The 20,959-nt window shown below is 60.6% G+C and carries 22 protein-coding genes and 1 pseudogene; 9 read left to right on the top strand and 14 right to left on the bottom strand.

What is annotated here, in order from left to right:
• Window positions 1–88: 88 nt before the first annotated feature.
• Window positions 89–745 carry a response regulator transcription factor gene (locus AC1DNE_RS04185; RefSeq protein ID WP_441473368.1) on the bottom strand — a complete coding sequence of 219 codons (657 nt, stop codon included), beginning with the start codon at window positions 743–745 and terminating at the stop codon, window positions 89–91.
• Window positions 742–2,235 carry a two-component system sensor histidine kinase NtrB gene (locus tag AC1DNE_RS04180; RefSeq protein WP_441473369.1) on the bottom strand — a complete coding sequence of 498 codons (1,494 nt, stop codon included), beginning with the start codon at window positions 2,233–2,235 and terminating at the stop codon, window positions 742–744. The genes AC1DNE_RS04185 and AC1DNE_RS04180 overlap by 4 nt, the downstream gene beginning before the upstream one ends.
• 512 nt (window positions 2,236–2,747) lie before the next feature.
• Between AC1DNE_RS04180 and AC1DNE_RS04175 the strand changes: the two genes are divergently transcribed.
• The 3 genes from AC1DNE_RS04175 to AC1DNE_RS04165 are packed head-to-tail and all read left to right on the top strand — an operon-like array spanning window position 2,748 to window position 4,352.
• On the top strand, window positions 2,748–3,266 hold the full coding sequence (locus tag AC1DNE_RS04175) for a Dps family protein (RefSeq protein ID WP_441473370.1): 519 nt from the start codon (window positions 2,748–2,750) through the stop codon (window positions 3,264–3,266).
• A gap of 31 nt (window positions 3,267–3,297) precedes the next feature.
• Entirely contained in the window at window positions 3,298–3,810 is a 513-nt protein-coding gene (locus AC1DNE_RS04170; RefSeq protein WP_476804131.1) for a redoxin domain-containing protein, read from the top strand.
• Complete coding sequence (locus AC1DNE_RS04165; protein ID WP_441473372.1) at window positions 3,807–4,352, top strand: DsbA family protein; 546 nt, start codon at window positions 3,807–3,809, stop codon at window positions 4,350–4,352. The genes AC1DNE_RS04170 and AC1DNE_RS04165 overlap by 4 nt, the downstream gene beginning before the upstream one ends.
• A gap of 196 nt (window positions 4,353–4,548) precedes the next feature.
• Here the strand turns inward: AC1DNE_RS04165 and AC1DNE_RS04160 are convergent, their stop codons facing one another.
• The gene (locus tag AC1DNE_RS04160) at window positions 4,549–5,472 is read right to left on the bottom strand and encodes a helix-turn-helix domain-containing protein (RefSeq protein ID WP_441473373.1); all 924 of its coding nucleotides are present in this window, start codon (window positions 5,470–5,472) and stop codon (window positions 4,549–4,551) included.
• A gap of 293 nt (window positions 5,473–5,765) precedes the next feature.
• On the opposite strand from AC1DNE_RS04160, the gene AC1DNE_RS04155 reads away from it, so the two are divergent.
• Complete coding sequence (locus tag AC1DNE_RS04155; RefSeq protein WP_441473374.1) at window positions 5,766–6,797, top strand: MBL fold metallo-hydrolase; 1,032 nt, start codon at window positions 5,766–5,768, stop codon at window positions 6,795–6,797.
• A 22-nt stretch (window positions 6,798–6,819) separates the two neighbouring features.
• Here the strand turns inward: AC1DNE_RS04155 and AC1DNE_RS04150 are convergent, their stop codons facing one another.
• The gene (locus AC1DNE_RS04150) at window positions 6,820–7,755 is read right to left on the bottom strand and encodes a VOC family protein (RefSeq protein ID WP_441473375.1); all 936 of its coding nucleotides are present in this window, start codon (window positions 7,753–7,755) and stop codon (window positions 6,820–6,822) included.
• Window positions 7,756–8,120: 365 nt separating this feature from the next.
• Here AC1DNE_RS04150 and AC1DNE_RS04145 point away from each other — a divergent pair, with 365 nt between their 5' ends.
• The 3 genes from AC1DNE_RS04145 to AC1DNE_RS04135 all read left to right on the top strand — a co-directional run bounded on the left by AC1DNE_RS04145 (window position 8,121) and on the right by AC1DNE_RS04135 (window position 10,415).
• On the top strand, window positions 8,121–8,936 hold the full coding sequence (locus AC1DNE_RS04145) for an alpha/beta fold hydrolase (RefSeq protein WP_441473376.1): 816 nt from the start codon (window positions 8,121–8,123) through the stop codon (window positions 8,934–8,936).
• A gap of 342 nt (window positions 8,937–9,278) precedes the next feature.
• Window positions 9,279–9,959, top strand: coding sequence for a YoaK family protein (locus AC1DNE_RS04140; RefSeq protein ID WP_441473377.1), 681 nt, complete (start codon window positions 9,279–9,281; stop codon window positions 9,957–9,959).
• 60 nt (window positions 9,960–10,019) lie between these two features.
• Window positions 10,020–10,415 (top strand): DUF1622 domain-containing protein, encoded by a 396-nt coding sequence (locus tag AC1DNE_RS04135; RefSeq protein WP_441473378.1) that lies wholly within the window; start codon window positions 10,020–10,022, stop codon window positions 10,413–10,415.
• A gap of 113 nt (window positions 10,416–10,528) precedes the next feature.
• On the opposite strand, the gene AC1DNE_RS04130 is transcribed toward AC1DNE_RS04135, so the two are convergent.
• Complete coding sequence (locus AC1DNE_RS04130; protein WP_441473396.1) at window positions 10,529–11,428, bottom strand: LysR family transcriptional regulator; 900 nt, start codon at window positions 11,426–11,428, stop codon at window positions 10,529–10,531.
• Window positions 11,429–11,561: 133 nt separating this feature from the next.
• Here AC1DNE_RS04130 and AC1DNE_RS04125 point away from each other — a divergent pair, with 133 nt between their 5' ends.
• Complete coding sequence (locus AC1DNE_RS04125; protein WP_476840919.1) at window positions 11,562–12,494, top strand: ring-cleaving dioxygenase; 933 nt, start codon at window positions 11,562–11,564, stop codon at window positions 12,492–12,494.
• A gap of 60 nt (window positions 12,495–12,554) precedes the next feature.
• Complete coding sequence (locus tag AC1DNE_RS04120; protein ID WP_441473380.1) at window positions 12,555–13,184, top strand: alpha/beta hydrolase; 630 nt, start codon at window positions 12,555–12,557, stop codon at window positions 13,182–13,184.
• A 219-nt stretch (window positions 13,185–13,403) separates the two neighbouring features.
• Here AC1DNE_RS04120 and AC1DNE_RS04115 read toward each other — a convergent pair whose 3' ends face one another.
• The 9 genes and pseudogenes from AC1DNE_RS04115 to AC1DNE_RS04075 form a co-directional block, all read right to left on the bottom strand.
• On the bottom strand, window positions 13,404–14,531 hold the full coding sequence (locus AC1DNE_RS04115) for a patatin-like phospholipase family protein (protein WP_441473381.1): 1,128 nt from the start codon (window positions 14,529–14,531) through the stop codon (window positions 13,404–13,406).
• A gap of 128 nt (window positions 14,532–14,659) precedes the next feature.
• The gene (locus AC1DNE_RS04110) at window positions 14,660–15,334 is read right to left on the bottom strand and encodes a hydrolase (protein WP_476840918.1); all 675 of its coding nucleotides are present in this window, start codon (window positions 15,332–15,334) and stop codon (window positions 14,660–14,662) included.
• A 24-nt stretch (window positions 15,335–15,358) separates the two neighbouring features.
• Entirely contained in the window at window positions 15,359–16,045 is a 687-nt protein-coding gene (locus tag AC1DNE_RS04105) for a hydrolase (protein ID WP_476767374.1), read from the bottom strand.
• Between the two features lie 414 nt (window positions 16,046–16,459).
• Window positions 16,460–17,602 (bottom strand): low temperature requirement protein A, encoded by a 1,143-nt coding sequence (locus tag AC1DNE_RS04100; RefSeq protein WP_476767375.1) that lies wholly within the window; start codon window positions 17,600–17,602, stop codon window positions 16,460–16,462.
• A 74-nt stretch (window positions 17,603–17,676) separates the two neighbouring features.
• On the bottom strand, window positions 17,677–18,351 hold the full coding sequence (locus AC1DNE_RS04095; protein ID WP_476767376.1) for a YoaK family protein: 675 nt from the start codon (window positions 18,349–18,351) through the stop codon (window positions 17,677–17,679).
• Window positions 18,352–18,581: 230 nt separating this feature from the next.
• On the bottom strand, window positions 18,582–19,928 hold the full coding sequence (locus tag AC1DNE_RS04090) for an alginate export family protein (protein WP_476767377.1): 1,347 nt from the start codon (window positions 19,926–19,928) through the stop codon (window positions 18,582–18,584).
• Complete coding sequence (locus tag AC1DNE_RS04085) at window positions 19,928–20,335, bottom strand: DoxX family protein (protein ID WP_476840917.1); 408 nt, start codon at window positions 20,333–20,335, stop codon at window positions 19,928–19,930. Before AC1DNE_RS04085 ends, AC1DNE_RS04090 begins: the two co-directional genes overlap by 1 nt.
• Window positions 20,335–20,739, bottom strand: coding sequence for a DoxX family protein (locus AC1DNE_RS04080; protein ID WP_476840916.1), 405 nt, complete (start codon window positions 20,737–20,739; stop codon window positions 20,335–20,337). The genes AC1DNE_RS04085 and AC1DNE_RS04080 overlap by 1 nt, the downstream gene beginning before the upstream one ends.
• A gap of 1 nt (window position 20,740) precedes the next feature.
• A pseudogene (locus AC1DNE_RS04075) lies at window positions 20,741–20,959 on the bottom strand (amidohydrolase); the annotation flags it as partial.

Below are 20,959 nucleotides of genomic sequence, written 5' to 3'. Positions count from 1 at the left end.
GGAAGCGGGCAGCGATGCCCCAGCTTTGGCGTTTATGCAGGCAGAATGAACGAAGCGGAATCATACAGAGGTTTGCGCTGCCGGCAGCTCAAGCTCTCGAAGCGCCGAGGGCTTCGGCCTTTCGCACGAGGTCAGCGAGCGATCGCACCTGCATCTTCCGCATGACGTTGCCGCGATGAATCTTGACGGTGATTTCGCTGATACCGATGGCATTTGCCACCTGCTTGTTCATCAAACCTGCCACGACGTGTGCCATAACCTCGCGCTCGCGGGGCGTGAGCGTTTCGTACTCGATCCGCAGATCGTGTTTGGCTTCGAGTTCGTGGCGCCGAGACCGGTCTCGTGCGATCGCGAGTGTCACCGCGTCGAGCATGTCTTGCTCGCGAAACGGCTTTGCCAGAAAGTCGACCGCACCCGCTTTCATTGCCCGAACCGACATCGGGATATCCCCATGTCCCGTCATAAAGACGATCGGCACGTTGAACCCATCACGTACCAGCTGCTCCTGAAAATCCAGGCCGTTGAGACCAGGCAGTCTCACATCAAGAAGCAGGCAACCGGGAACGCTCGGCAACGCGTTCGCGAGCAGCTCAGCCGGCGACCCGAAGAGCAGGGTCGCCAATCCGACAGAGCGAAAAAGGCTGTCGAGGGCATCCCTGACACCAGGATCGTCATCGACCACGGCCACAAAAGGTGCCGACGCGACAGCGACAGATCCGGTGCTCACGGTCCGCAGCCGTGTCATGGCGCGACACTCGTGTTCAGTGCCGGAAGCGTCAGATGGAAGGTCGCGCCGCAGCCCGAGGCGCTCGTTGCTTTCAACTGCCCGCCATGGGCTTCGACAAGTGTCCTGCTAATCGCGAGGCCCATGCCCATCCCATGGTCCTTGGTGGTGAAAAATGGATCAAATAGTCTCTCTTGATCGCCCTCGGCAATGCCCGGACCGGTATCGCTAATCTCTATCGCGATGGCATCAGCGTCAGAACGGAACGCCTGCAGAGAGATGTGCCGGCCACCCAGAAGCCCAGCCATGGCCTGCACACCATTTACCAGGATATTGACTAGCACTTGCTGGAGTTGGACCTTGTCTCCCTGAATGGGTGGGAGGTTCGGCTCCAACGCGAGCCGCAATTCGACCTCCCCATGTTGCAACTCCCGTTCAACCAGCAAGACCGCCTCGCCAACGAGCGTTGCGACGTTGAGTTGGCTCGATTGAGTTGGTTCCTTGTTTAGGAATCCGCGAATGCGAGTGACGATCTCGCTGGCACGTTGCCCCTCGGAGATGACTCGCCCAATCGCCGTATCGACCTCCTGGATATCGGGCGGGTTCCTCTGCAACCAGCGTCGGCAGGCTTCCGCATTCGTAACAACCGCCATCAGCGGTTGATTGACTTCGTGCGCGATCGACGCGGTCAATTCACCCAGCGTCGTAACCCGGGCGGCATGGGCAAGCTCCAAGCGCGCCAAGTGCAACGCATCTTGCGTCCTTTTGCGCTCAGTCACATCCGTGTGCGTTTCAAGGACTCCAAGTGCATCGCCCTGTCCGCCCGGTTGCAGGGCCCATCGGCTTGCAACCATCAGCCGCTCGCCTGACTTCCCGAACTGTACGAGCTCCCCTTCCCATCGTCCGGTAGAGAGCAATCCGCGCTCGATCACGTGACGATGTTCGGGGTACTGCGTCGCAAGGAGCTCATCCGCTGAGCGTCCGATCGCTTCGGCGCTAGACCAACCGTAGACATCCTCTGCGGCGCGGTTCCAGAAGGTGATGAGGCCCTCGCTGTTCCGCACGAAAATCATGTCGTGGCTCAGGTTCAAGAGCTTGGCCTGATCCGAGAGCGTTTGCGTGGCCTCTTGATTGCAGAGGGCCAGCATCGTCGCCATTCCTATCGCTGAAAGGCTCACAAGGGCGCGGAACGCTGGCGAACCGAATACGAAACCGTGTGCGTGCAAGTAAGATATCAGTGTCAGGATCAGGCTCAGTATTGCGGCCGAGACGATATCCTGTTGCCGCCCTGTGCGCATCGCGATGAGGATGACAAGGACGTATAGGACGGCAACAGCGCCTTCCAATTGTGTCCATGTATCGATGGTGAAGATGCCTGTTGCCAGAAGAACGGCCGCAAAACGGCAGCTGTTTCGCTTTCCGGCAGAAGGCGAAACAAAAATTTCGCCAAACGATAGCTTTCGGCGTGATCGTATCGAGACCCGCCGATCAGCGAACGATTCAGACGACATCTGGTGCGACAGCCTTTGATGATATCAGCGCAGCCAGCAAGGTAATTTATCGCTGCAGGCGGAGCTTGCAGATTAGCGTCACGGTTTGACTGGAATCGCGATGAGCGTGGCTCCAGCTGCCATCGCTGGACGCAGTCCAAATTCCCAGGGCCGAAGCGATCCGCCCCGTGCCGCTCACATCGCTTTATGCCGCCGCGGCGAGTGTGAGCGATCGCCCGAGAAACGGAATCATACAAGAGTTTAAGAAGGCTGGCATCATGATCGCACCGCAGGGGAATAGAGCCTCCTCGCCCCCTCCCCGATTTGCGTCGAAGATCGAGGTTGAGCTGGTCCAACGCCCTTGGCCTCCGCCGACTTCCCCCAATGCAAACTGAAGTATGAGGCAATCACCCTTGTGGTCGATTCACCGCTCGTCCCGCCGGCCGTAACGTCAGCTCCGAAAGCCCGTCAACGGTGTCCGACAGCGATAATGGCGTCAGGCGCGCGGGGGTCATCACCATTGGAGGTCGCTCATGAACAACGCTTCGGGCCGTGCGAACCAGACTGCTCCACTGCAAACGCCGACTGATCTCGGTGCGCAAGCCACTGTGGATATCGCGGCAGCGTTGACCGGCGTCCTTGCCGACATGTTCGCGCTTTATCTGAAGACGAAGAATTTCCACTGGCACCTCTCGGGTCCCCACTTCCGCGACTACCACCTGATGCTGGACGAGCATGGTGACCAGATCTTCGCTACCACCGACGTGCTTGCCGAGCGCGCCCGAAAGGTGGGAGGGACCACGTTGCGCTCGATCGGACACATCGCGCGGATCCAGCGCCTGCCCGACAATGACGCGGACTATGTAACTGCCCAGGACATGCTGGCGGAGTTGGCGGACGACAACCGCCGCATGGCGGGTTTCCTGCGCTCAGCCCACGGTGTTTGCGAGAACTACAACGACGTCGCGTCGACGAGCTTGATCGAGGTCTGGATCGACGAGGCGGAGCGCAGAGCCTGGTTCCTTTATGAAATGACGCGCCCCACGCGCTGAGCGACCCGCCAAACCGATCCCGGCCTTTCCGATGCCAGCGCATGAGTCGCCCATGACAGTCCTGCCACCCGGAAGCGTCGCCCCGCAATTCACCCTGCCGGCGACGCCCGACCAGAAGCTTTCGCTCGCGGACATGCGAGGCAGCCCGGTCATCCTGGCCTTCTATCCGGCCGATTGGAGTCCGGTCTGCGGCGATCAGATGGCTCTCTACAACGAGATCCTTCCCGAATTCCATCGGGCCGGAGCCCAGCTTGTCGGCATATCCGTCGACGGGGTCTGGTGTCACGCGGCCTTCGCGAACGATCGCAAGCTTCACTTTCCATTGTTGGCGGATTTCGAGCCAAAAGGTGAAGTCGCCGCGCGCTACGGTGCCTATCGCAAGATCGAAGGCATCTGCGAACGCGCGCTTTTTGTCGTCGACCGCGAGGGGGTGATTTGCTGGAGCTACGTCTCGCCGCTGGGGATCAACCCTGGAGCAGACGGCATCCTCGAGGCACTCGACAAACTCAACGCCCGATCTCCGGCGCAAGGAGTTCTGCCATGAACGGTCTCGCGATCCCAGTCGACAACCACGATCACACGCAGGGACCTAGGAACGCGCGCGTCACTCTGGTCGAATATGGCGACTATGAATGCCCCTATTGCGGAGAAGCCTATCCCATTCTGAAGGCCGTGAAGAACCTCATGGGCGACCGCCTGCTGTTCGTGTTTCGCAATTTCCCGATCTCCGAATTGCATCCCCACGCGCTTCGCGCCGCCGAATTCGCGGAGGCCGCGGCGACGAAAGGTCGATTCTGGGAAGCACACGATACGCTCTTCGAGTACCAGCAGGCGCTCCAGGACCGCGATCTCCTCGATTACGCGCGGAAAATTGGCCTGGACACCGCCCCTGTGGAACGAGGTTTTAATGGCGGCTTTGACGAGAAGATCAGGCGTGACTTTCTCGGAGGAGTTCGCAGCGGTGTGAACGGCACACCGAGCCTCTTCATCAATGGACAGCGGTACGACGGTCCGCGCGACGTGGAAGCCCTGTTGAATGTCTTGATGAGAACTGGCGCCGAGGATGTCGCCAGCCAACCGGCCTAGCAATCACAAAGCGCAGCGGCAGCGGGAGAGCTGCCCCTTTCTCTCCCGCGGATCTGGCAATCACCGGATCCGAACCCCGCGGCACCGGCGTGTGTTCCTTAGCGGAACACGCGCCGGTCAGAATATTGGTCATTGTGCGCGTTCGCGATCTGAGGCCGCAAAAAGCGGCGTAAAACGTGTCGCGCGAAGGTGCAGCCTAGCCCTGCCCCACTTGCCTCCTCCAAACACCAGGCGTCACGCCGGTGAACCGGCCGAAGACGCGCGTCAAATGACTCTGCCCGCCGAAGCCGCAGCAAATGGCGATCTCTTCGAGCGATAAATCAGGGCGAACGAGCAGTTTCTTCGCCTCCTCGACGCGAAGCTTCATCAGATAGCGATGCGGCGCCAAGCCGGTGTTTCGCCGAAAAGCTCGCGCGAAATGGCTAGGCGTCAGCCCGCACTCCTCGGCGATCTGCGCGATACTGAGGTCCGTGGCGAAGCGGGCATGCAACATTTCCTTGGCCCTGCGCTCCTGCCAACTCGCCAATATGCCGACACGCGCTTGCGTCAGACGACGCATTCCGCCGTAAGTCTCGCCGAAGTGCGTCAGCAACCCCAGCGACAGCTGATCGATCAGCAATGCGTTGGCGGAAGCAAACTCCGACGCAACAAGCAGGCTTTCCGACAGAGCAGCCGTGATGGGGTCGGGCTCGTCGCGTTTCCACCGCAGAGTATCCACCCGCCGTGCCGCGTGATGCTCCGCCAACTCCTCCAATGCCTCGGCCGGAACGTAGAATTGCAAAGCATCAAAGCGACCACCAAACTCGCATTGGGGGCTGTCTCGCAAATCGATGACGCTCACCGTTCCAGCCGAAAAGCAATCAGAGTAGCGCTTGTGCCCACTCAGCCAGCACGAATGCCTCTGCAGAGGATGGAGTTGGTGGAGGATCGAGAACGCAGCCTCCGTCGGCACTGGGGCAGTTCTGTTGCGCGTTTCCTTATCGCAGGTGAGGCGCGTGACCGCCAATCCAAGACGGCCACCAGGCCGAAACTCAGCGACAGTGCGGCCGGGCATTTCAAGGTGTGATGTGATGCGCTCGCCGTAAAAGCCCATCGCGGCCGTAGCGGACTGCGACGGCATAATGGGCTCCTCTAGCCCGCCCGCTAAATCTTGCCCCTGAATCATTGGCCCCCACCGTATTCGCCTGCGACCGGGCCCGTTCCTTCGTCGGCGTTCGCAGGTTGCGACTGACGACCGGTACAGCCGTCCTGAAGCTACGTAAATCCTTCATCGACAGGCAATTCAGACGAAGGTTTGGGCATAATTCTCCTTTTTTGATCACACGACGAAAATCGTCAAAGCCCAGCGCATTATGACAAGAGGCATGTCCCTCAAGCTGGCAGGATACCTGCCAGCCAACAATGGGGCGCTCGATGATCACCTCACACTCGAAGCGATTGATCGCCACGGTCCTCGGTTTGACGTTCCTCGCGACCGGATCTCCGGCGGGGGCTCCTCAAGCCGGCAAACAGGCACCCGGCTATTATCGGATGATGCTCGGCCAACTGGAAGTCACAGCGCTTCTCGACGGGACTCATCCGTTTCCAATCCCCACGACGCTGACCGTACCGCGGGAGCGGGCCCTGACAGGCGAAGATCGACCTCTCATGTCCCACGCACGTCCCGGCACTGCCGAAGCACTTCTGGCCCAGGAACGTTTGGCACTGCCTTTCGAGGGCTCGATCAACGCGTTCCTTGTCAATTTGAACGGACGGCTCGTGCTCATCGATAGCGGAGCTGGAGCCCTCTATGGAAAGTGCTGTGGCCAGCTCCTGGCGAACCTCAGAGCGTCAGGTTATGCGCCTGAGCAGATCGACGACGTCTTCATCACTCATTTGCATACCGATCACATCGGCGGTGTCGTAGAGAACGGGCAGCCGAGCTTTCCAAACGCAACGCTTCACGTCTCGAAGCAGGACGTGGACTACTGGCTCGATAGCGCCAACGAGGCGAAGGCACCTGCCATCCTTCGGAGCATGTTCAACGGGGCGCGCAGTGCCCTTCGCCCCCATCAGGAGGCGGGTCGCCTCGTTACCTTTAACGGCGAGGGCGAGGTTTTGCCGGGAATCAAAGCCGTACCGACCCCAGGCCACACACCGGGCCACACGTCCTACCTTGTCGGAAGCGGAGGTGAACAGTTGCTCGTCTGGGGAGACATCGTCCATGTCTCCCCCATCCAGTTTCCCGACCCGGCCGTCACCGTGACCTATGATAGTGATGCGTGGAAAGCAGAGCAGAGGCGCCTTTCCCTTTTCGCGGAAGCCGCCACAAAAGGCTTCTGGATCGGCGCAGCTCACATTTCATTTCCAGGCCTTGGGCATATTACCGCTCGCGATGGCCACTACAGGTGGCTGCCTGCCAACTATACGACGCGCGTAGATCAAGCTGTCGGCGCCCAACCTTGATAGAGGCGCTTCGTGAAGCGTCTCAGCGAACTCTGTCGAGCGGCGGCAAAATTCGCAACAGCTCGTCCTGGCGATCTTCCAAGCTCGGCGGAAAGATCAAGCGCGTCCCCAGCGCTCCAGGTGTTTCATCAATGAGAAAACCAGGACCATCCGTCGAAATCTCGATCAGCAACCCGTCTGGTCCGCGGAAGTAGATCGAACGAAAATAATAGCGGTCCTTGACGGGGCTTGAGGCGATCCCAAAACGCTCTTGGAGTTCTTTAGCCATAGTAGCCAATTCGGCTTCGTCGTTGGCTCGGAATGCAACGTGATGGATGACGCCGGCACCGAGTCTGGGGCGAGACCGATTGCGCCGCTGATGCAGATATAGCCGTCCTCCCGCTTCGTCATGCGCCGCGAACTCGATTTGATCGCCCTCGCGTCCGACTTCGGCGAAACCAAGCACTTCTGTCAGAATTCGCGCCATCAGCGTCGTTCCGCGTACGCTCATCGTAACACCTACGAGTTGGCGAACGGCGAAAGCCGGCGGAATATGCGGTTGAGACCAGGAGGCTTGTTCCGCCGACGCTCTGGCCACCAAGGCCAGCGGTGTGCGGTCGGGATCCTCGAAATTGAGTTGAGCGCTTCCGCTCAATGACTGCCGCTGCTGGAACGGTACGCCAAAATCGGTCAGCCGCTTCGCCCACCAGCCAATCGCATCAGGGGCAACTGAGAAGAGGACGTATTCGCCGTTGTCGCCGCGGTCTTCCGCTTCAGCAGCACTCACCCACGAGAAAAAGGAAAGACTGCCGCCGGGCACCCCTTCCGCATCTCCATAGATGAGATGGTAAGCTCCCGGGTCCTCGTGCGTCACAGTTCGCTTTACCAAGCGCAGCCCGAGTACTTTCGTATAGAATTCCACGTTCCGTGCTGCATCTGTGGCAATGACGGTGACGTGATGCAATCCGCGCCCCTTCACGATCGCGATCCTCCGTCAAAACGGCATCGCCTTTCGAAGGTGAGGACGCGGCCACGGCTCGGTGTCCCATGCGTCACCCACAGGACAATTCGAAGGCACATTTTGGCCGGCGTCTTGGACAATAGCGCTATCATTTGGACGGGAACGTCGGCATCTCTTCCGTGGTCGAAGGATCGTATTCCAGAAACCGGCACTTACTCAATTGGAAGCCCTTCTCTCAATATCCAGCTTTAATTGCCGAGTAGGATAGCGAGGCGCGGCAAATCGGCAATTCGCGCAGAAGACCGACAAGCCGCATCTCTGAACCCTGTCTAGCCTCAAAGAATTGCATCGGCACGAAGCGCCGCGCGACGGAGAGACTCGACATGACGACACTGGCGACAAAAGACGGCACGGAAATCTATTTCAAGGATTGGGGAACGGGTCGCCCCATCCTCTTCAGTCACGGATGGCCACTCAGCGCCGACATGTGGGACGACCAGATGCTCGCCGTCGCCTTGGCGGGTTATCGCGGGATCGCTTTCGACCGCCGGGGCTTCGGCAGGTCGAGCCAACCCTGGACCGGCTACGACTACGATACCATGGGCGATGACATCGCCGCCCTGATGGAAACGCTCGATCTGAAGGACGCCGTGCTGGTCGGCTTCTCAATGGGCGGCGGCGACATCGTGCGCTACATCGCTCGACACGGCGCAAGCCGCGTTTCCAAGCTCGTGCTGATCAGCGCGGTGACGCCGCTATTCATGAAGACGGCCGACCACGACGGCCCCGATAAGTCGCTATTCGACGGCATCAGAGCCGGGCTTTTGCAGGATCGACCGCCGTTCTTGGAGAACTTCAATCCACTTTTCTACGGAACCGAGCGCGGCCATAGTGTCTCGCCCGCCATATTCCGACTGACAGTACAAATCGGACTTCAGGCCTCGCTCAAGGCGACGATCGACTGCGTCACGGCATTTTCGGAAACGGACTTCCGGCCCGACATGGCGAAGATTGACGTGCCTGCCCTCGTCATCCATGGCGGCGATGACATGGTGGTGCCGCTGGAGGCGACAGGCGCCCTAGCAGCCAAGATGATCAAAGGTGCGAAGCTCAAGGTCTATGAAGGCGCGCCTCATGCCACGACCGTGACACATAAAGACCGCCTCAACAGCGATCTTCTTTCCTTCATAGCAGAATAGCAGCCGCCGGCCGGAGCGCGGCCTGCGCCTCCGGCCGTTCCTGTCGCCTGGCATATCCTGACGATCTCGATCGACGACACGTCTTGGCGAAAATTCCAATACAGTCAGGACGGATTGCCTCTCTATGCAGGGATCACGCGCATTTAAATCGAAGCTATTTCTGAAATTTTTGGAACGTATGCTTCATTCAACGGCGTATCAACGGAATAAAAAAACGCTCAAAAATGTATAGTATCCCGCTGCGACCGGAAACAATTCTCGCCGGAGGAAACTATACGTCGCATTTAACGTCCAGATCATGTCAAAAAATCTTCTAAAATCTGACTATAATCGAGATAAGCGATGAAATTTCCTTCTCTTCCCATTTTTCTGAGCTTAAACGGCGGCTACATCGATACGCTGGGTTTTCTTTCTCTTTCAGGTCTGTTCACTGCACACGTTACTGGAAACTTCGTAACCCTGGGCGCAACGGCTGCACTCGGCCTCAGCGGTGCCCTGTCTAAGGTTCTGGCCCTTCCCATGTTCTGCGTCGTCGTCTTCGTATCTCGCCTGATCTGCCTGAAACTTCAAAGTATGGGCCGCTCGCCTATCAAGCCGATGCTTGTGGTGAAGCTGGCCCTGCTGGCTGCCGTGGCAATTTACGCCCTCTCTCACGGGCCGTTTCAAGCGGACGGAAACGTCGTCACGCTTGTGGTTGGGCTCGCGCTTGTTTCGGCCATGGCAATTCAGAACGGACTTCACAGAGCGCATCTGCCCAAGGCATCTCCCTCAACATTGATGACGGGCACAACAACGCAGATCATGCTCGATCTCGCAGATCTTCTGGCTGGCTCGAAAGCCGAAGAGGTCGCCACCACCAAAGCGCGGGTCAAAAAAATGGCCGCGGCAGTAGTTACGTTCGCCTTGGGGTGCGGCTTCGGTGCGGCAGGTTACATGTTCGCACCGGCCGCTGCCTTCAGCCTGCCAGCTGTTCTCGCGGCAGTCGCCCTGTTCGCCAGCACAGCCGGCGCCGAAGCCAACTAATGCATCCTCTTCCAGGTCGCCTCGCCGATCCATTCCCTTTCTATCAGAAGGAACATAGCAGTGGATGTTGGTAGTGAATCTGGCGGCTTGGCAAATCTGATCGCACCAATTCTTAGTCCGCTCGCGACTGGTCTTGAATTCTTCGGTGTCGGCGTGATTCTTGCCGGCGTGGCGATCGCAACCGTCGTCTATATTCGTGATCTGATTCTTGCATCCAGTCATAACGCTTACGACAGGTATCGCGCTAATCTAGGGCGAGGAATCTTGCTCGGCCTGGAAATACTGATCGGCGCAGACATCATCGCCACGATCATATCTCCGCTTACCTGGGAGAGTGTTGGCCTTCTCGGGCTGATTGTCCTCATCAGGACATTTTTGAGCTTCTCCCTTGAAGCTGAGATAGAGGGACAATGGCCGTGGTCTCGAAACTCGAGGAAGAGAGCGAGGACGCAGTGACGTCGGGACGGCGCGTCCAGTAGGCCCAAACGGCCATCATATCCAGCGAGGCGTTCGAACGACGTTTAGGCTCGGCCTCCAAGAACAGAGCGAATTGGAACTCCAATAAGGGATCAAAGCGGGCGCGTCTGTGTCACGTAGATCTCGAAGAAATCGGAGAAGGTCGCGACGCGCAGCGGCAGGCGCTCATAGGGCGGGTAGAACAGCGTCAGCCAGAGCTCGCCCGGCGACCATGCCTCCAGGACCTGCACGAGACGACCCGAGGCCAGCGCATCGGCCACGATGAAGCGCGGCAGCAGCGCGATGCCCTCGCCGTTGACGGCGAGATCCGCCAGGAGGTCGCCGCTATCCGCCCGGAAGCGGCCGGCCGCCCGTATCGTGCCGCGCTTGTCGCCTTGCCTGAGTTCCCAGCTTTCGCCGGCAGGGTCGGTGCCATAGGCCAGCAATTCGTGCTCGGCGAGATCCTCGGGGCTGCCTGGAACGCCGCGCGCTGAAAGATAGCCCGGCGCGGCGACCAGGAGACGCGGCACGGGACAGAGCTTGCGCCAGATCGTCGATTTATCCGTCGGCACGCCCGAGATGCGGATGGCGAGGTCGACGCTGCCGTCGAGGATGTCGACGAAGCTGTCGGTCAGGCTGAGCGCCACCCGGACGGAAGGGTGGACCAGCCCGAACTGCGTCAGCACCGACGGCAGCACCTTGAGCCCCAACGACAAAGGCGCGGCGACGCGCAGGGCGCCCGCGACCAGCCCCTGCGTCTCGCGCGTCTCCTGCGCCGCCTGTTCCAGCCCGGCGGTGAGCGGGCGCACGCGCTCGGCATAGAGCGCGCCGGCTGCGGTCAGCGCCACCGTCCGCGTCGTGCGGATGAAGAGCTGCACGCCGAGCCGCGCCTCCAGCGCCGCGACGGCGCGCGTGGCTGCGCTCGGCGTCATGCCGAGAGCGGTCGCGGCGGCCGCGAAGCCGCGCTTCTCCGCCACCGCCAGGAATACACGGACCGCTTCGAGCTCGCCGATCAAGAGATCGTCCCATCATCGCGATTTGAGCAATAATAAGCTGAGAGAAACGACTATTCAAGCAACAAGACACTGGGTCCATCTTCCTGCTCAGACCGGACTGAACCCCGGCAAGGAATTTGGAGACAAAGCGATGCTCAAGCAGATCAAGGGTCTTCACCACGTCACCTCGATGGCGGCGGACGCCCAGACCAACAACAGCTTCTTCACGCACACGCTCGGCCTGCGCCGGGTCAAGAAGACCGTCAATTTCGACGCGCCGGACACCTATCACCTCTATTACGGCGACGAGATCGGCACGCCGGGCACGGTGATGACCTATTTCCCCTTCGCGCAGATCCCGCGGGGACGGCGCGGCACCGGCGAGGTCGGCGAGACCCAGTTCGCAGTCGCTCCCGAGGCGCTGGCCTATTGGAAGGAGCGCCTGGAGAAGGCCGGCGTCGGCGGCGTCAGTGAAACCGAGCTGTTCGGCGAGAAGCATCTTCGCTTGCAGGGCCCGGACGGCGACGGCTTTTCGCTGGTCGGCGTCGCCGGTGACAAGCGCGCGCCCTTTGCCGGCGGGCCGGTCCCGGCCTCCGAGGGCGTCCACGGCTTTCGCGGCGTGACCTTGCGCCTGCAGGACGAGGGTGCCACCGGCGAATTGCTGAAGTTCATGAACTACGAGGTCGTCGACAAGCAGGGCGCTGTGACGCGCTATGCCGTGCCGGGCGGAAACGGGGCCGATATCGTCGATGTCGAGACGCTTCCGGGCGCCGACAGGGCGCGGCAGGGCGCGGGCTCGGTGCACCATGTCGCCTTTGCCGTCGACAACAAGGCGGCGCAGGCCGAGGTGCGCAAGGCCCTGATGGATACCGGCTACCAGGTCACCCCGCAGATCGATCGCGACTATTTCTGGGCCATCTATTTCCGGGCGCCGGGCGGCGTGCTCTTCGAGATCGCGACCAACGAGCCTGGCTTCGCCCGGGACGAGGATACCGCCCATCTCGGCGAGGCGCTGAAGCTGCCGCAGCAGCACGCCCATCTGCGTGCCGAGATCGAGCGCATCCTGCCTCCGCTCAAGGACTGAACCGACCAGGCGCCCCGCCCTCCGCGGCGGGACGCTCAGCAAACCCGCAAGGAGGTCGCGATGAACATCCAACCGAACATGCAGCCGGACAAAAACGCTTATCACCACTATGCCAAGCCGGCAGCGCCGGGCGCTCCGCTGGTCTTTGCCTTCCACGGCACGGGCGGCGACGAACGGCAGCTCTCCGGCCTCGTGGCGCAGATCGTGCCCGGCGCGGGCATCGTCGCGCCCCGCGGCGACGTCTCCGAGCACGGCGCCGCCCGCTTCTTCCGCCGCACCGGGGAAGGCGTCTACGACATGCAGGACCTCGCCGCGCGCACGCAGAAGATGATCGGCTTCATCCGCGCCCATCGCGCCGCCAGTCCCGGCAGTGAGGTTTATGGGATCGGCTATTCGAATGGGGCGAACATCCTCGCCTCCGTCCTCTTCGCCGCGCCCGAGCTGTTTGACCGCGCCGTCCTGATGCACCCGCTGATCCCCTTCGAGCCCGCGCCGCAGCCGGGCCTGTCGTCGGTCGCGGTGCTGGTCACGGCGGGCCGCCGCGACCCGATCTGCCCGGCGCCGCAGACGGAGCAGCTGGAAAGCTGGCTGGCGGCCCAGGGCGCCGCGGTCGAGACGCACTGGCACGAAGGCGGGCACGAGATGCGCGAGCCCGAGATCATGGCCGCTACGCGTTTCCTCTCGGCATAAGCGGTCGCCAGCCGCATCGCCCGCGAAGCGAAACAGGCGGCTCCAGCGGGCGGAAGCTTGCCCGAGCCGGCCTGCATGTCTCCCTGGCTGCGACGCCAGGCACCTGGGCTTGTACCCGCGAGCTGCCGGAAAACCCGCGTGAAATGGCTCTGGTCACCTGAACGCGTCCTGGCAACGCTACGATTGGAATGCCCTAGGGCGGCTGCAACGGCAGTGGGGTCAATGAGTCGGTTCTGTCTGGATAGGCGTTAATGGTGGTTTTGTCCGCCAAGCTCCACGCGCGCCCTCCTCCCGCCCAGTCGCAAAGAGCTGCTGCATGTAGCTGCGATCGAAGTCCGATTTCGGCGTAGCAGTGAAACTGTTGGGGATGGCGGCATAGAACAGCTTCGCTCCTCCGGCTGCCGTTTGCAGTTGCAGCCTCACCAAGTCGGACACGGTCTGGTATTTAACAAGGGTTTCAATGGCACGCTTGGCGACCCCGATCGCGGTCTCCTCGGTCGTCTCATATTGCGGTAGCAGCCGACCGTTCCTGATCAAATAGAGCTTTCGAGAGCGAATGGCGCCAAACCGCCGGCGCTCGAATTGGTTCAAGCCGATATCTGGGGGAGCAAAGAAAATCTGCGCCACTGTCCCGCCGTCAACGTGCAATTCCTGCCGACGTTCACCGTCCACCTGAACGTCTATGCGTACCGGCGGAAACACCGCCGGAATCGCTGCCGAAGCGAGCAGGATTTCGACCATGCGTTCCCGTCGTTCTGGTCGGCTGCCTGCCGCAATGGCCGACAGGTCCCATACCACAGGGCGCTGCGCATCAATGTTGGTCGTCTGAATCAGAAGCCGCCGCCCAAGACGATATTGAACCGCGATGTCCTCAATCATCTCGTCAGTCAGATAGCGGTCGATCAGATTCCTCAACGGCGTATTGTCGTAGAGGCCTCGCCCGAGTACGCCGAACACCCCAAGACTGGTGTAGATTTCAGCGTCGCCATAGAGGGTGAAGACCTCTTGCAACGGCCCGTCATAGCGAGATCCGAGGAAAGCAAAGGGCGCGGCCAAGGCCCCGGTGCTGACACCCGTGACGACCTCGAATTGCGGGCGATCGCCTCGCTCGGTCCATCCCGTCAGATACCCGGCCGCAAACGCACCATCCGCGCCTCCCCCCGATATCGCGAGGAAATTGGCTTGGCGCAAAGCGCTGGCCGCGCGCTGGCCGGTTCGGACCGCACGATAGGTCTGGTCATATTGCCGCTCGATCACCGCGCGGATTTCGGGCGTGACCAAATCCCCCCAAAAACGCGCGAGGTCCACATGCTCAATGCGTGCCGAGGCGGCCAGTGAGGCAGGCACCGAAGCTCGGTTCGGACCGCTAACGCAACTTGATACCAACATCGCGACAAGGAGTGTCGGCGATAGCAAACGCGCCTGTGTCGTCCTCGTTCGCAGCGATGGCATGGCACTCACCACAGATTTTCTCTTTAGCCCGGCTTGATCATGTCGCGGGCATAGGCGAGACCGATGCCATAGCCGCCGGCGAATTCCTCCACGATCGCGCGCGCACCATCATAGGTATCGTGACGAGTCCAATCGCGCTGTAACTCCAGCAGCACCTGAATCCAGCTCGTCATATGAATTCCGGCCGCCTGCATGCGACGCAACGCGAGTTCATGACTCTGAGGTGTCAAGCCTCCGCAGGCATCGCCAACCACGAAAACTTCGTAACCTTCTTCGGCGGCCGAGAGAGCTAGGAAGTTGACGCAAGCTTCGGTCAGCATGCCGGAGATCAGCAGCCGCTTGCGGCCCGTCGCTACGATGGCGTTACGAGCGGCGTCGTCCTCCCAGGCATTCATGTTGCGGCGGTCGATCGCGCTGACATCGGGGATAGCCCGTTGCAGGGCTGGCATCATCGGCCCGCTGTAGACTTTGGTCGCCGAGGTCGAGGCGACGATCGGCAGCCCGAAAACCTTCGCGGTCTTAGCCAGTGCCACGGCGTTGTTGAGCAGCACCTGACGGTCCTCCGAACCGACACCGAAGGCGAGCCCCGCCTGCTGGTCGACAAAGACGAGCGCGCAATTCTCCTTGTCGAGAAGCGACTTCACCATGATCCCGATCCCTTCGGCCGCATGAAGTATTGAGCCACAGCGGGCGCTCATGACGCGCCCGCAGTGGCAGAGCGATCAGTTCACCTTGGCGGCGTTCGGCCCGATGGTTTCGCCATGGGTGACGCGCTCCGGCGCGTTGTGAACCATGGTGTAAGCGTAGTCGACACCCATGCCGTAGGCGCCGGAATGCTCCTTCACGATCGCCATCACGGCGTCATAGGTCTCGCGATGGGCCCAGTCGCGCTGCCATTCGAGCAGCACCTGCTGCCAGGTCACCGGCACGGCGCCGGCCTGCACCATGCGGTCCATCGCGTACTTGTGTGCGTCGCTTGAGGTGCCGCCGGAGGCATCCGCCACCATGTAGATCTCGTAGCCGCCCTCAAGCATGGCGCAGAGCGCGAAGGTGGTGTTGCAGACTTCAGTCCAGAGGCCAGCCACCACGACCTTCTTGCGGTTGTTGGCGGCGAGCGCGTCGCGGACATTCTGGTCATCCCAGGAGTTCATCGAAGAGCGCTCAAGGATCTTGTTCTGGGGAAACACCGCCAGCAGCTCGGGATAGGTGTGGCCGGAGAAGCTCGTCGTCTCGACCGTGGTGATCGTGGTCGGGACGTTGAAGACCTTCGCCGCCTTGGCGAGGCCGACGACATTATTCTTCAGCACCTGCCGGTCGATCGACTGCACGCCGAACGCCATCTGCGGCTGCTGGTCGATGAAGATCATCTGGCAATTTTTTGGGGTGAGGACTTCCAGGTACTTGGACATGATTTCTCTCCAATGACGATCCGCCGATCAGGCTTTGGGGCTGCTGCCCTACCTCAAGCATGGCACCAGCATTATCTCCCGAGAAATGTTCTGCGGATTGTCGATCCGCGGCGCGGATTGACGATTTGCGCGTTGTCAGAAGGACGGCGGCGCCCAGCCGGCTGCAAGGGCGTCGGAGACGCCGCTGGCCCGCCGGATTCGAGCGCGGTCGAGATGGCCGAGATACCGCCTGGCGCGGCCGCGGTGCGCGGAACGGGCGCGATCGCCGGTCCGTAAAAGGTATCGGCCTTGGCCTGCTTCCAGAGCGGGTCCCAGCCCACCGTCAGCTTCATTTTGGGCAGGAGCGTCAGTCAAATCGCGCGGCGAGCACTACTGGCGAATGGGCCACTCAATTATTAGTTGCATTGGTCCACATCATGCCGGCGCGTGATACAATTTTCCTCGTACCGTTACAGTTATTACTAGGATCGCTACGATCAATTCCAAAACATAGGAAGCAAACATGCTGCTTATTAGCACAAAAGCCGCTGTCACAAGTAGGAACCAATGCCTTGCCCCCTGCCCAGATACTCGATCGCGAACCAACCAAAGCGCAGTCAAATACACGGCCACTGGGACGCTGATCGATAGAGCTGCTTCCGGCTCGATAACGGCTCCATTACCGGCAGCAAAAAAAACGGAAAAACCTGCCGCCGTCGCTGCGCCACCCGCGAAGAGAATATAATGGCCATAGGCCCAAGTAAAAACGACAATCGGCTCGCGGCCAATAAGCTGTTTATTGCGGTCGAAATAAAGCCCCCACATTGAAAAGGCGATGATGAAGCAAAGTCTTGCGAGTAAGAAATGTTTGAAGTCCGGCGCGCCTGAGTCCGCAACAATCATTGAAATTGCCAAAAAGCACTCGCCAAGAACAATAATGTTGAACATATTATATCGGTCGATGATGTGACCATGATGCCAGTTCGACGGGTTATTTCGCTCTGCAAATGCGGGGGCAGCTAACTCACCGACCGCGCCGAATAAAAAAAGAGGCAGGTAACTCTCCGCCTGCGGTGGTACATAAAATATTATTACATACCAATACAATTGCATTATGGCGATAGTCGCAGCATAGCGCAGTGCTGTTGGGCGCTCCTTTCGATCTCCGTTCGCCACGCCCATCCAAAGGGCAATAAGACCAAGCCTCATGATGGTGAAGCCAACCAGCTCAAGCCAGATAGGCTGGCCGCCGTCATCATTGTGAATACCTCCGGCTAGCGTGAACGAACCGAATATGATGACCAATGATAAAAAGCGAAACGCGGCCGACCTGTTGTCGTAACCTGACGCGAGCCACGTGTAGTTCATCCAGGCGAGCCACGCCATGAAGAAGCTCGAAGCAAACTTAATGGCACCAAGCGCAAAACGATCTCTGTTTATGTCCTCCGTTAATGCGTGCGCAGCGGCCGCCACTGCGACGACGGTTGCCAGATCGAACATCAACTCAAGCGAAGTAGATGCCCGATGGGGCTCATCGCGATCGCGCGCCGTCAATCGAAAGTAAGCTATCCGAGCCATGTCGGTCGCCCGCTTCTGGTGAGACCGCCAGTGCCGTTCTCGGCTCCAGAGAAATTCCAGATCACACCCATATGTCATCCGGACTTTTGCGTTGCCTGCGAAGAATAGAAGATGCCGATCAGAAAGAGCAAAAGAGACGGCAACGCCATACCGGCCACACCAACCGTGACCTGAGCCAAGGTGCCGACTGCGCAACCTGCCACAAAGCCGAGGACCAGGATGATCGACGTCAGTGATTGCCCCCTCTCCTCGGGTTTTTCGGAATAGCCGATGACACGACGCGCAACAGCGACGGCGAGCCCAGCGATATTGCCCGTCATCAGCGAAAATGGAGCGCCAAGGCCAGCATCAAGGCGCTGGATGGCGGTCAACATTCCCATAGCGAAGACGGCAAGAAGGGCACACGCGGATATGGGCCCCGCGTTAAGGAGCGCAAGAAGGGCGGACGTCGCGAATGCGACTGCTGACAGCATGAGGGTCCAAAAAGTCGCGCGCTCGATGGGTCTAATCCACGCGACCATTATCGCTGCCGCACCTGCACCCAGCATAAAGAGAGGGAACGTCATAAGTTGCAGGCCGCGCAGGCCGCCTTTCTCGTGGCCAACGATGCCTAGCCCCAGGAGCACGACGTTGCCAGTAACCAGTCCAACGAACAGGCCACCCAAGTGAATAAAAAACAGCGCGTCGGCAAACCCAGAGACAAACGAGAGCCCCATCGAATTGTGCTTGCTACGAAATATACCTATCATTGCAACATCTCCCAAAATCTACGTAAGATAATTGCCATCTCTTCTTGGACGATTAGACACTAAGCGGTAAGACGTGATGTCATCCTCGAAGAGGGCATTTTGTGGGTTTTCCACGCGGGCCGTCGCAAACAGATGCGCGGGAACCGGCGATCGCTAGGGCTTGACGACGCAGCCCGCCCTTTTCGCTGTCGAAAAGGGCGGGTACCATCTGCTCCTCTTTAGATTAAGGCTCAGAAGGACAGCGTCGCCCAGCCGGCCGCAAAGGAGCCGGAGACGCCGCCGGCCTGCCGGATTCGCTGACCGGGCTCGTAGGCCACATAAGTGCCACCAAGCGTGAGATGATCGGTTGGACTCCATTCGAGCGTGGTCGAGACTTGATGGCCGAGATACCGCCCGGCGCCGCCCGCGGTGCGCGGAACGGGCGTGATCGCCGGTCCGTAAAAGGCATCGGCCTTGGCCTGCTTCCAGAGCGGGTTCCAACCCACCGTTAGTTTCACTTTGGGCAGGAGCGTCAGGGTGATGTTCGGCTGGATGTCGATGAGGTTGGCCGGCGCCGTCAGATTGGCTTCGGAAAAATAGGGCAGCTTCGGGTAGAGCGGGTTGAAGGTGCCGAGCGTGCTGTCGTGCAAATTGCTATCGCCGCTGATCGTGTCGGCGTTGAAACCCAACCGCGGCGCGAAGAGCAGGTCTGCGAAGGTGTAGCCGAACTCGCCGGAAACGGTCCAGGCGCGGATGTCCGAGCGTCCGAAATGGCCGAACTGCCAGGCGGCCTCGACATTCCAGTCAAAGCCGTTCGCCTTGCCGAAGAGCCGGGTCCCGATCGTGTGGCGATGCTCGTCCGCCGTGCCTTGGGCAAAGCGGGCGTTTTGACGGTTCAAGCCGAGATAATAGAGATCGGCCTTGAGGGCGGGGATACCAGGCACCGGACTCGTGCCGTAGACGCCCCAGAAGGCCTGCCCAGGGTCAGACTTATCGTCGAAAATTCCGGTCAACGGCAATACTGGCCGCACCAGGAATGCATCGATGCGCGCCTCGGCCGAGGCTATCCAGGCAGCGCGGACGCCGTCGAAGGCCCGTCTGACGTTCGGGCTCTCGCGCACAGAGACTAGCCGTGAGGAACCAAAACTCATCTCTTGCCGCCCGCCGCGAAGCATGACGTTGCCGTTGGCCGTCGGCAATGTGAGTTCGCCGTAGCCCTGCAGCAGGTCGAGTCGGTCTAGCTGGGTCGCTGGCGGCGGTCCGTTCCAGATTGGCGCTTGCCCGCTGACGAACTCGACGAAGGTCTTCAGATAGGGCCCGAGCCGCAGATCGGCGGAAAGGAAGGAGCGGATCAGCAGGCCGTTATTGTGCTCCGGTACTGCCAGCCCGAAGACAGGGTGGCGTGAGAACTCGGCGCGGGCGCGAAGCTGTCCGCCGAGGCTGAGCGTGACGGCACCGTCCGATGTGAGCGGAATATTCTTGAGCCGGTCGTACTGGTCCTTTTCCAGCGGAGCGGCTGCGTTGTCGGCTTGCGCTGCCGCCCCCCCGGCTAGCGCGAGCCACCATCCGGCAGCGAGTGCAATCGCAGGCGGCCGCATCACGACCTCATGTCGTTATGCGCGACGAGGAGAAATCCTCCGACGAGGCCGAGATGTTCGAAGAAGCCGTTCATCGCCATCATCCGTGCCTGACCTGCCGGCATTTCCCAGAAGCGAAGTGCCATGAAGGTGGCGGCGAGCGTGAAGGCTGCGAGCGCGAGCGCCGCAAGCCAGCGCCAGCGGCCGAGTAGGATCAGCGCGCTCATCGCGAGTTCGAAGACGATCACGCCGACCGCGAAGAGCGGTGCAGGCGACAAACCGAAATGGTTCATCTCGGCAATGGCGCCCTCGAAATCGAGGATCTTGGTCACCGGCCCCTGGATATAGGCGGCACAAAGCAAGAGCAGTGCGCACCAGCGCAGCACCGAGGAACTACCTTCCGACGAACGCTCCAGACGCGACGTCACTATAATAATCTCCTGTTACGCATCAGCGCCAAGCGGCCGGCTCCGACGCCGGCAAGGATCAAGAATCCCCCGGCGAGACCGAGATTCTTCAGGAAGTGGATCGTCTGTATCTCGGCGGCGGCCGCGTCGGGCACGCCCCAGAAGGCGTGGAAAACGACGGCCGTTACGATGGTGTAGACGGCGAGCCCCAGGGCAGCGAGGCGCGGCAGCACACCGAGCGCCACCGCAGAGGCGCCGAGCACCTCTGCCGCCGCTGCGATCACAGCGAGGGCGAAGGGCGACGGAAAGCCCTTCGCCGCGATGACCGCCGCCGTGCCGGTGAGGTTGCCCCATTTGCCGAAGCCGCTGACCAGATAGAGCACGACGAGCATGAGGCGCCCGACCAGCAAGCCGACGTCGTTCACCTCATACCGCCCAGCAGGCGCACCCAAGCGCACCCCAGAAGCTCCTGAGGTCGGCGACCGGCAGCTTGCTGGACCAGGCGCCGGCATGGTCGTGGCCATGGACGTTGCAGGAACTGGCGCAGCCGCAGTTGGTCATGGCCGCCCGGCGCAGCGAGTTCTTGCCGGCGCCCTCGGGCTCGCCCCAGGCGGCATAGCCCTTGAAGGTGCGCACCGGCGACCA

The sequence above is a fragment of the Allobosea sp. 05L423 genome (assembly GCF_056397745.1).
The sequence above is the reverse complement of the archived record's forward strand: the minus strand, read 5'-3'. Positions and strand labels throughout refer to the sequence as shown.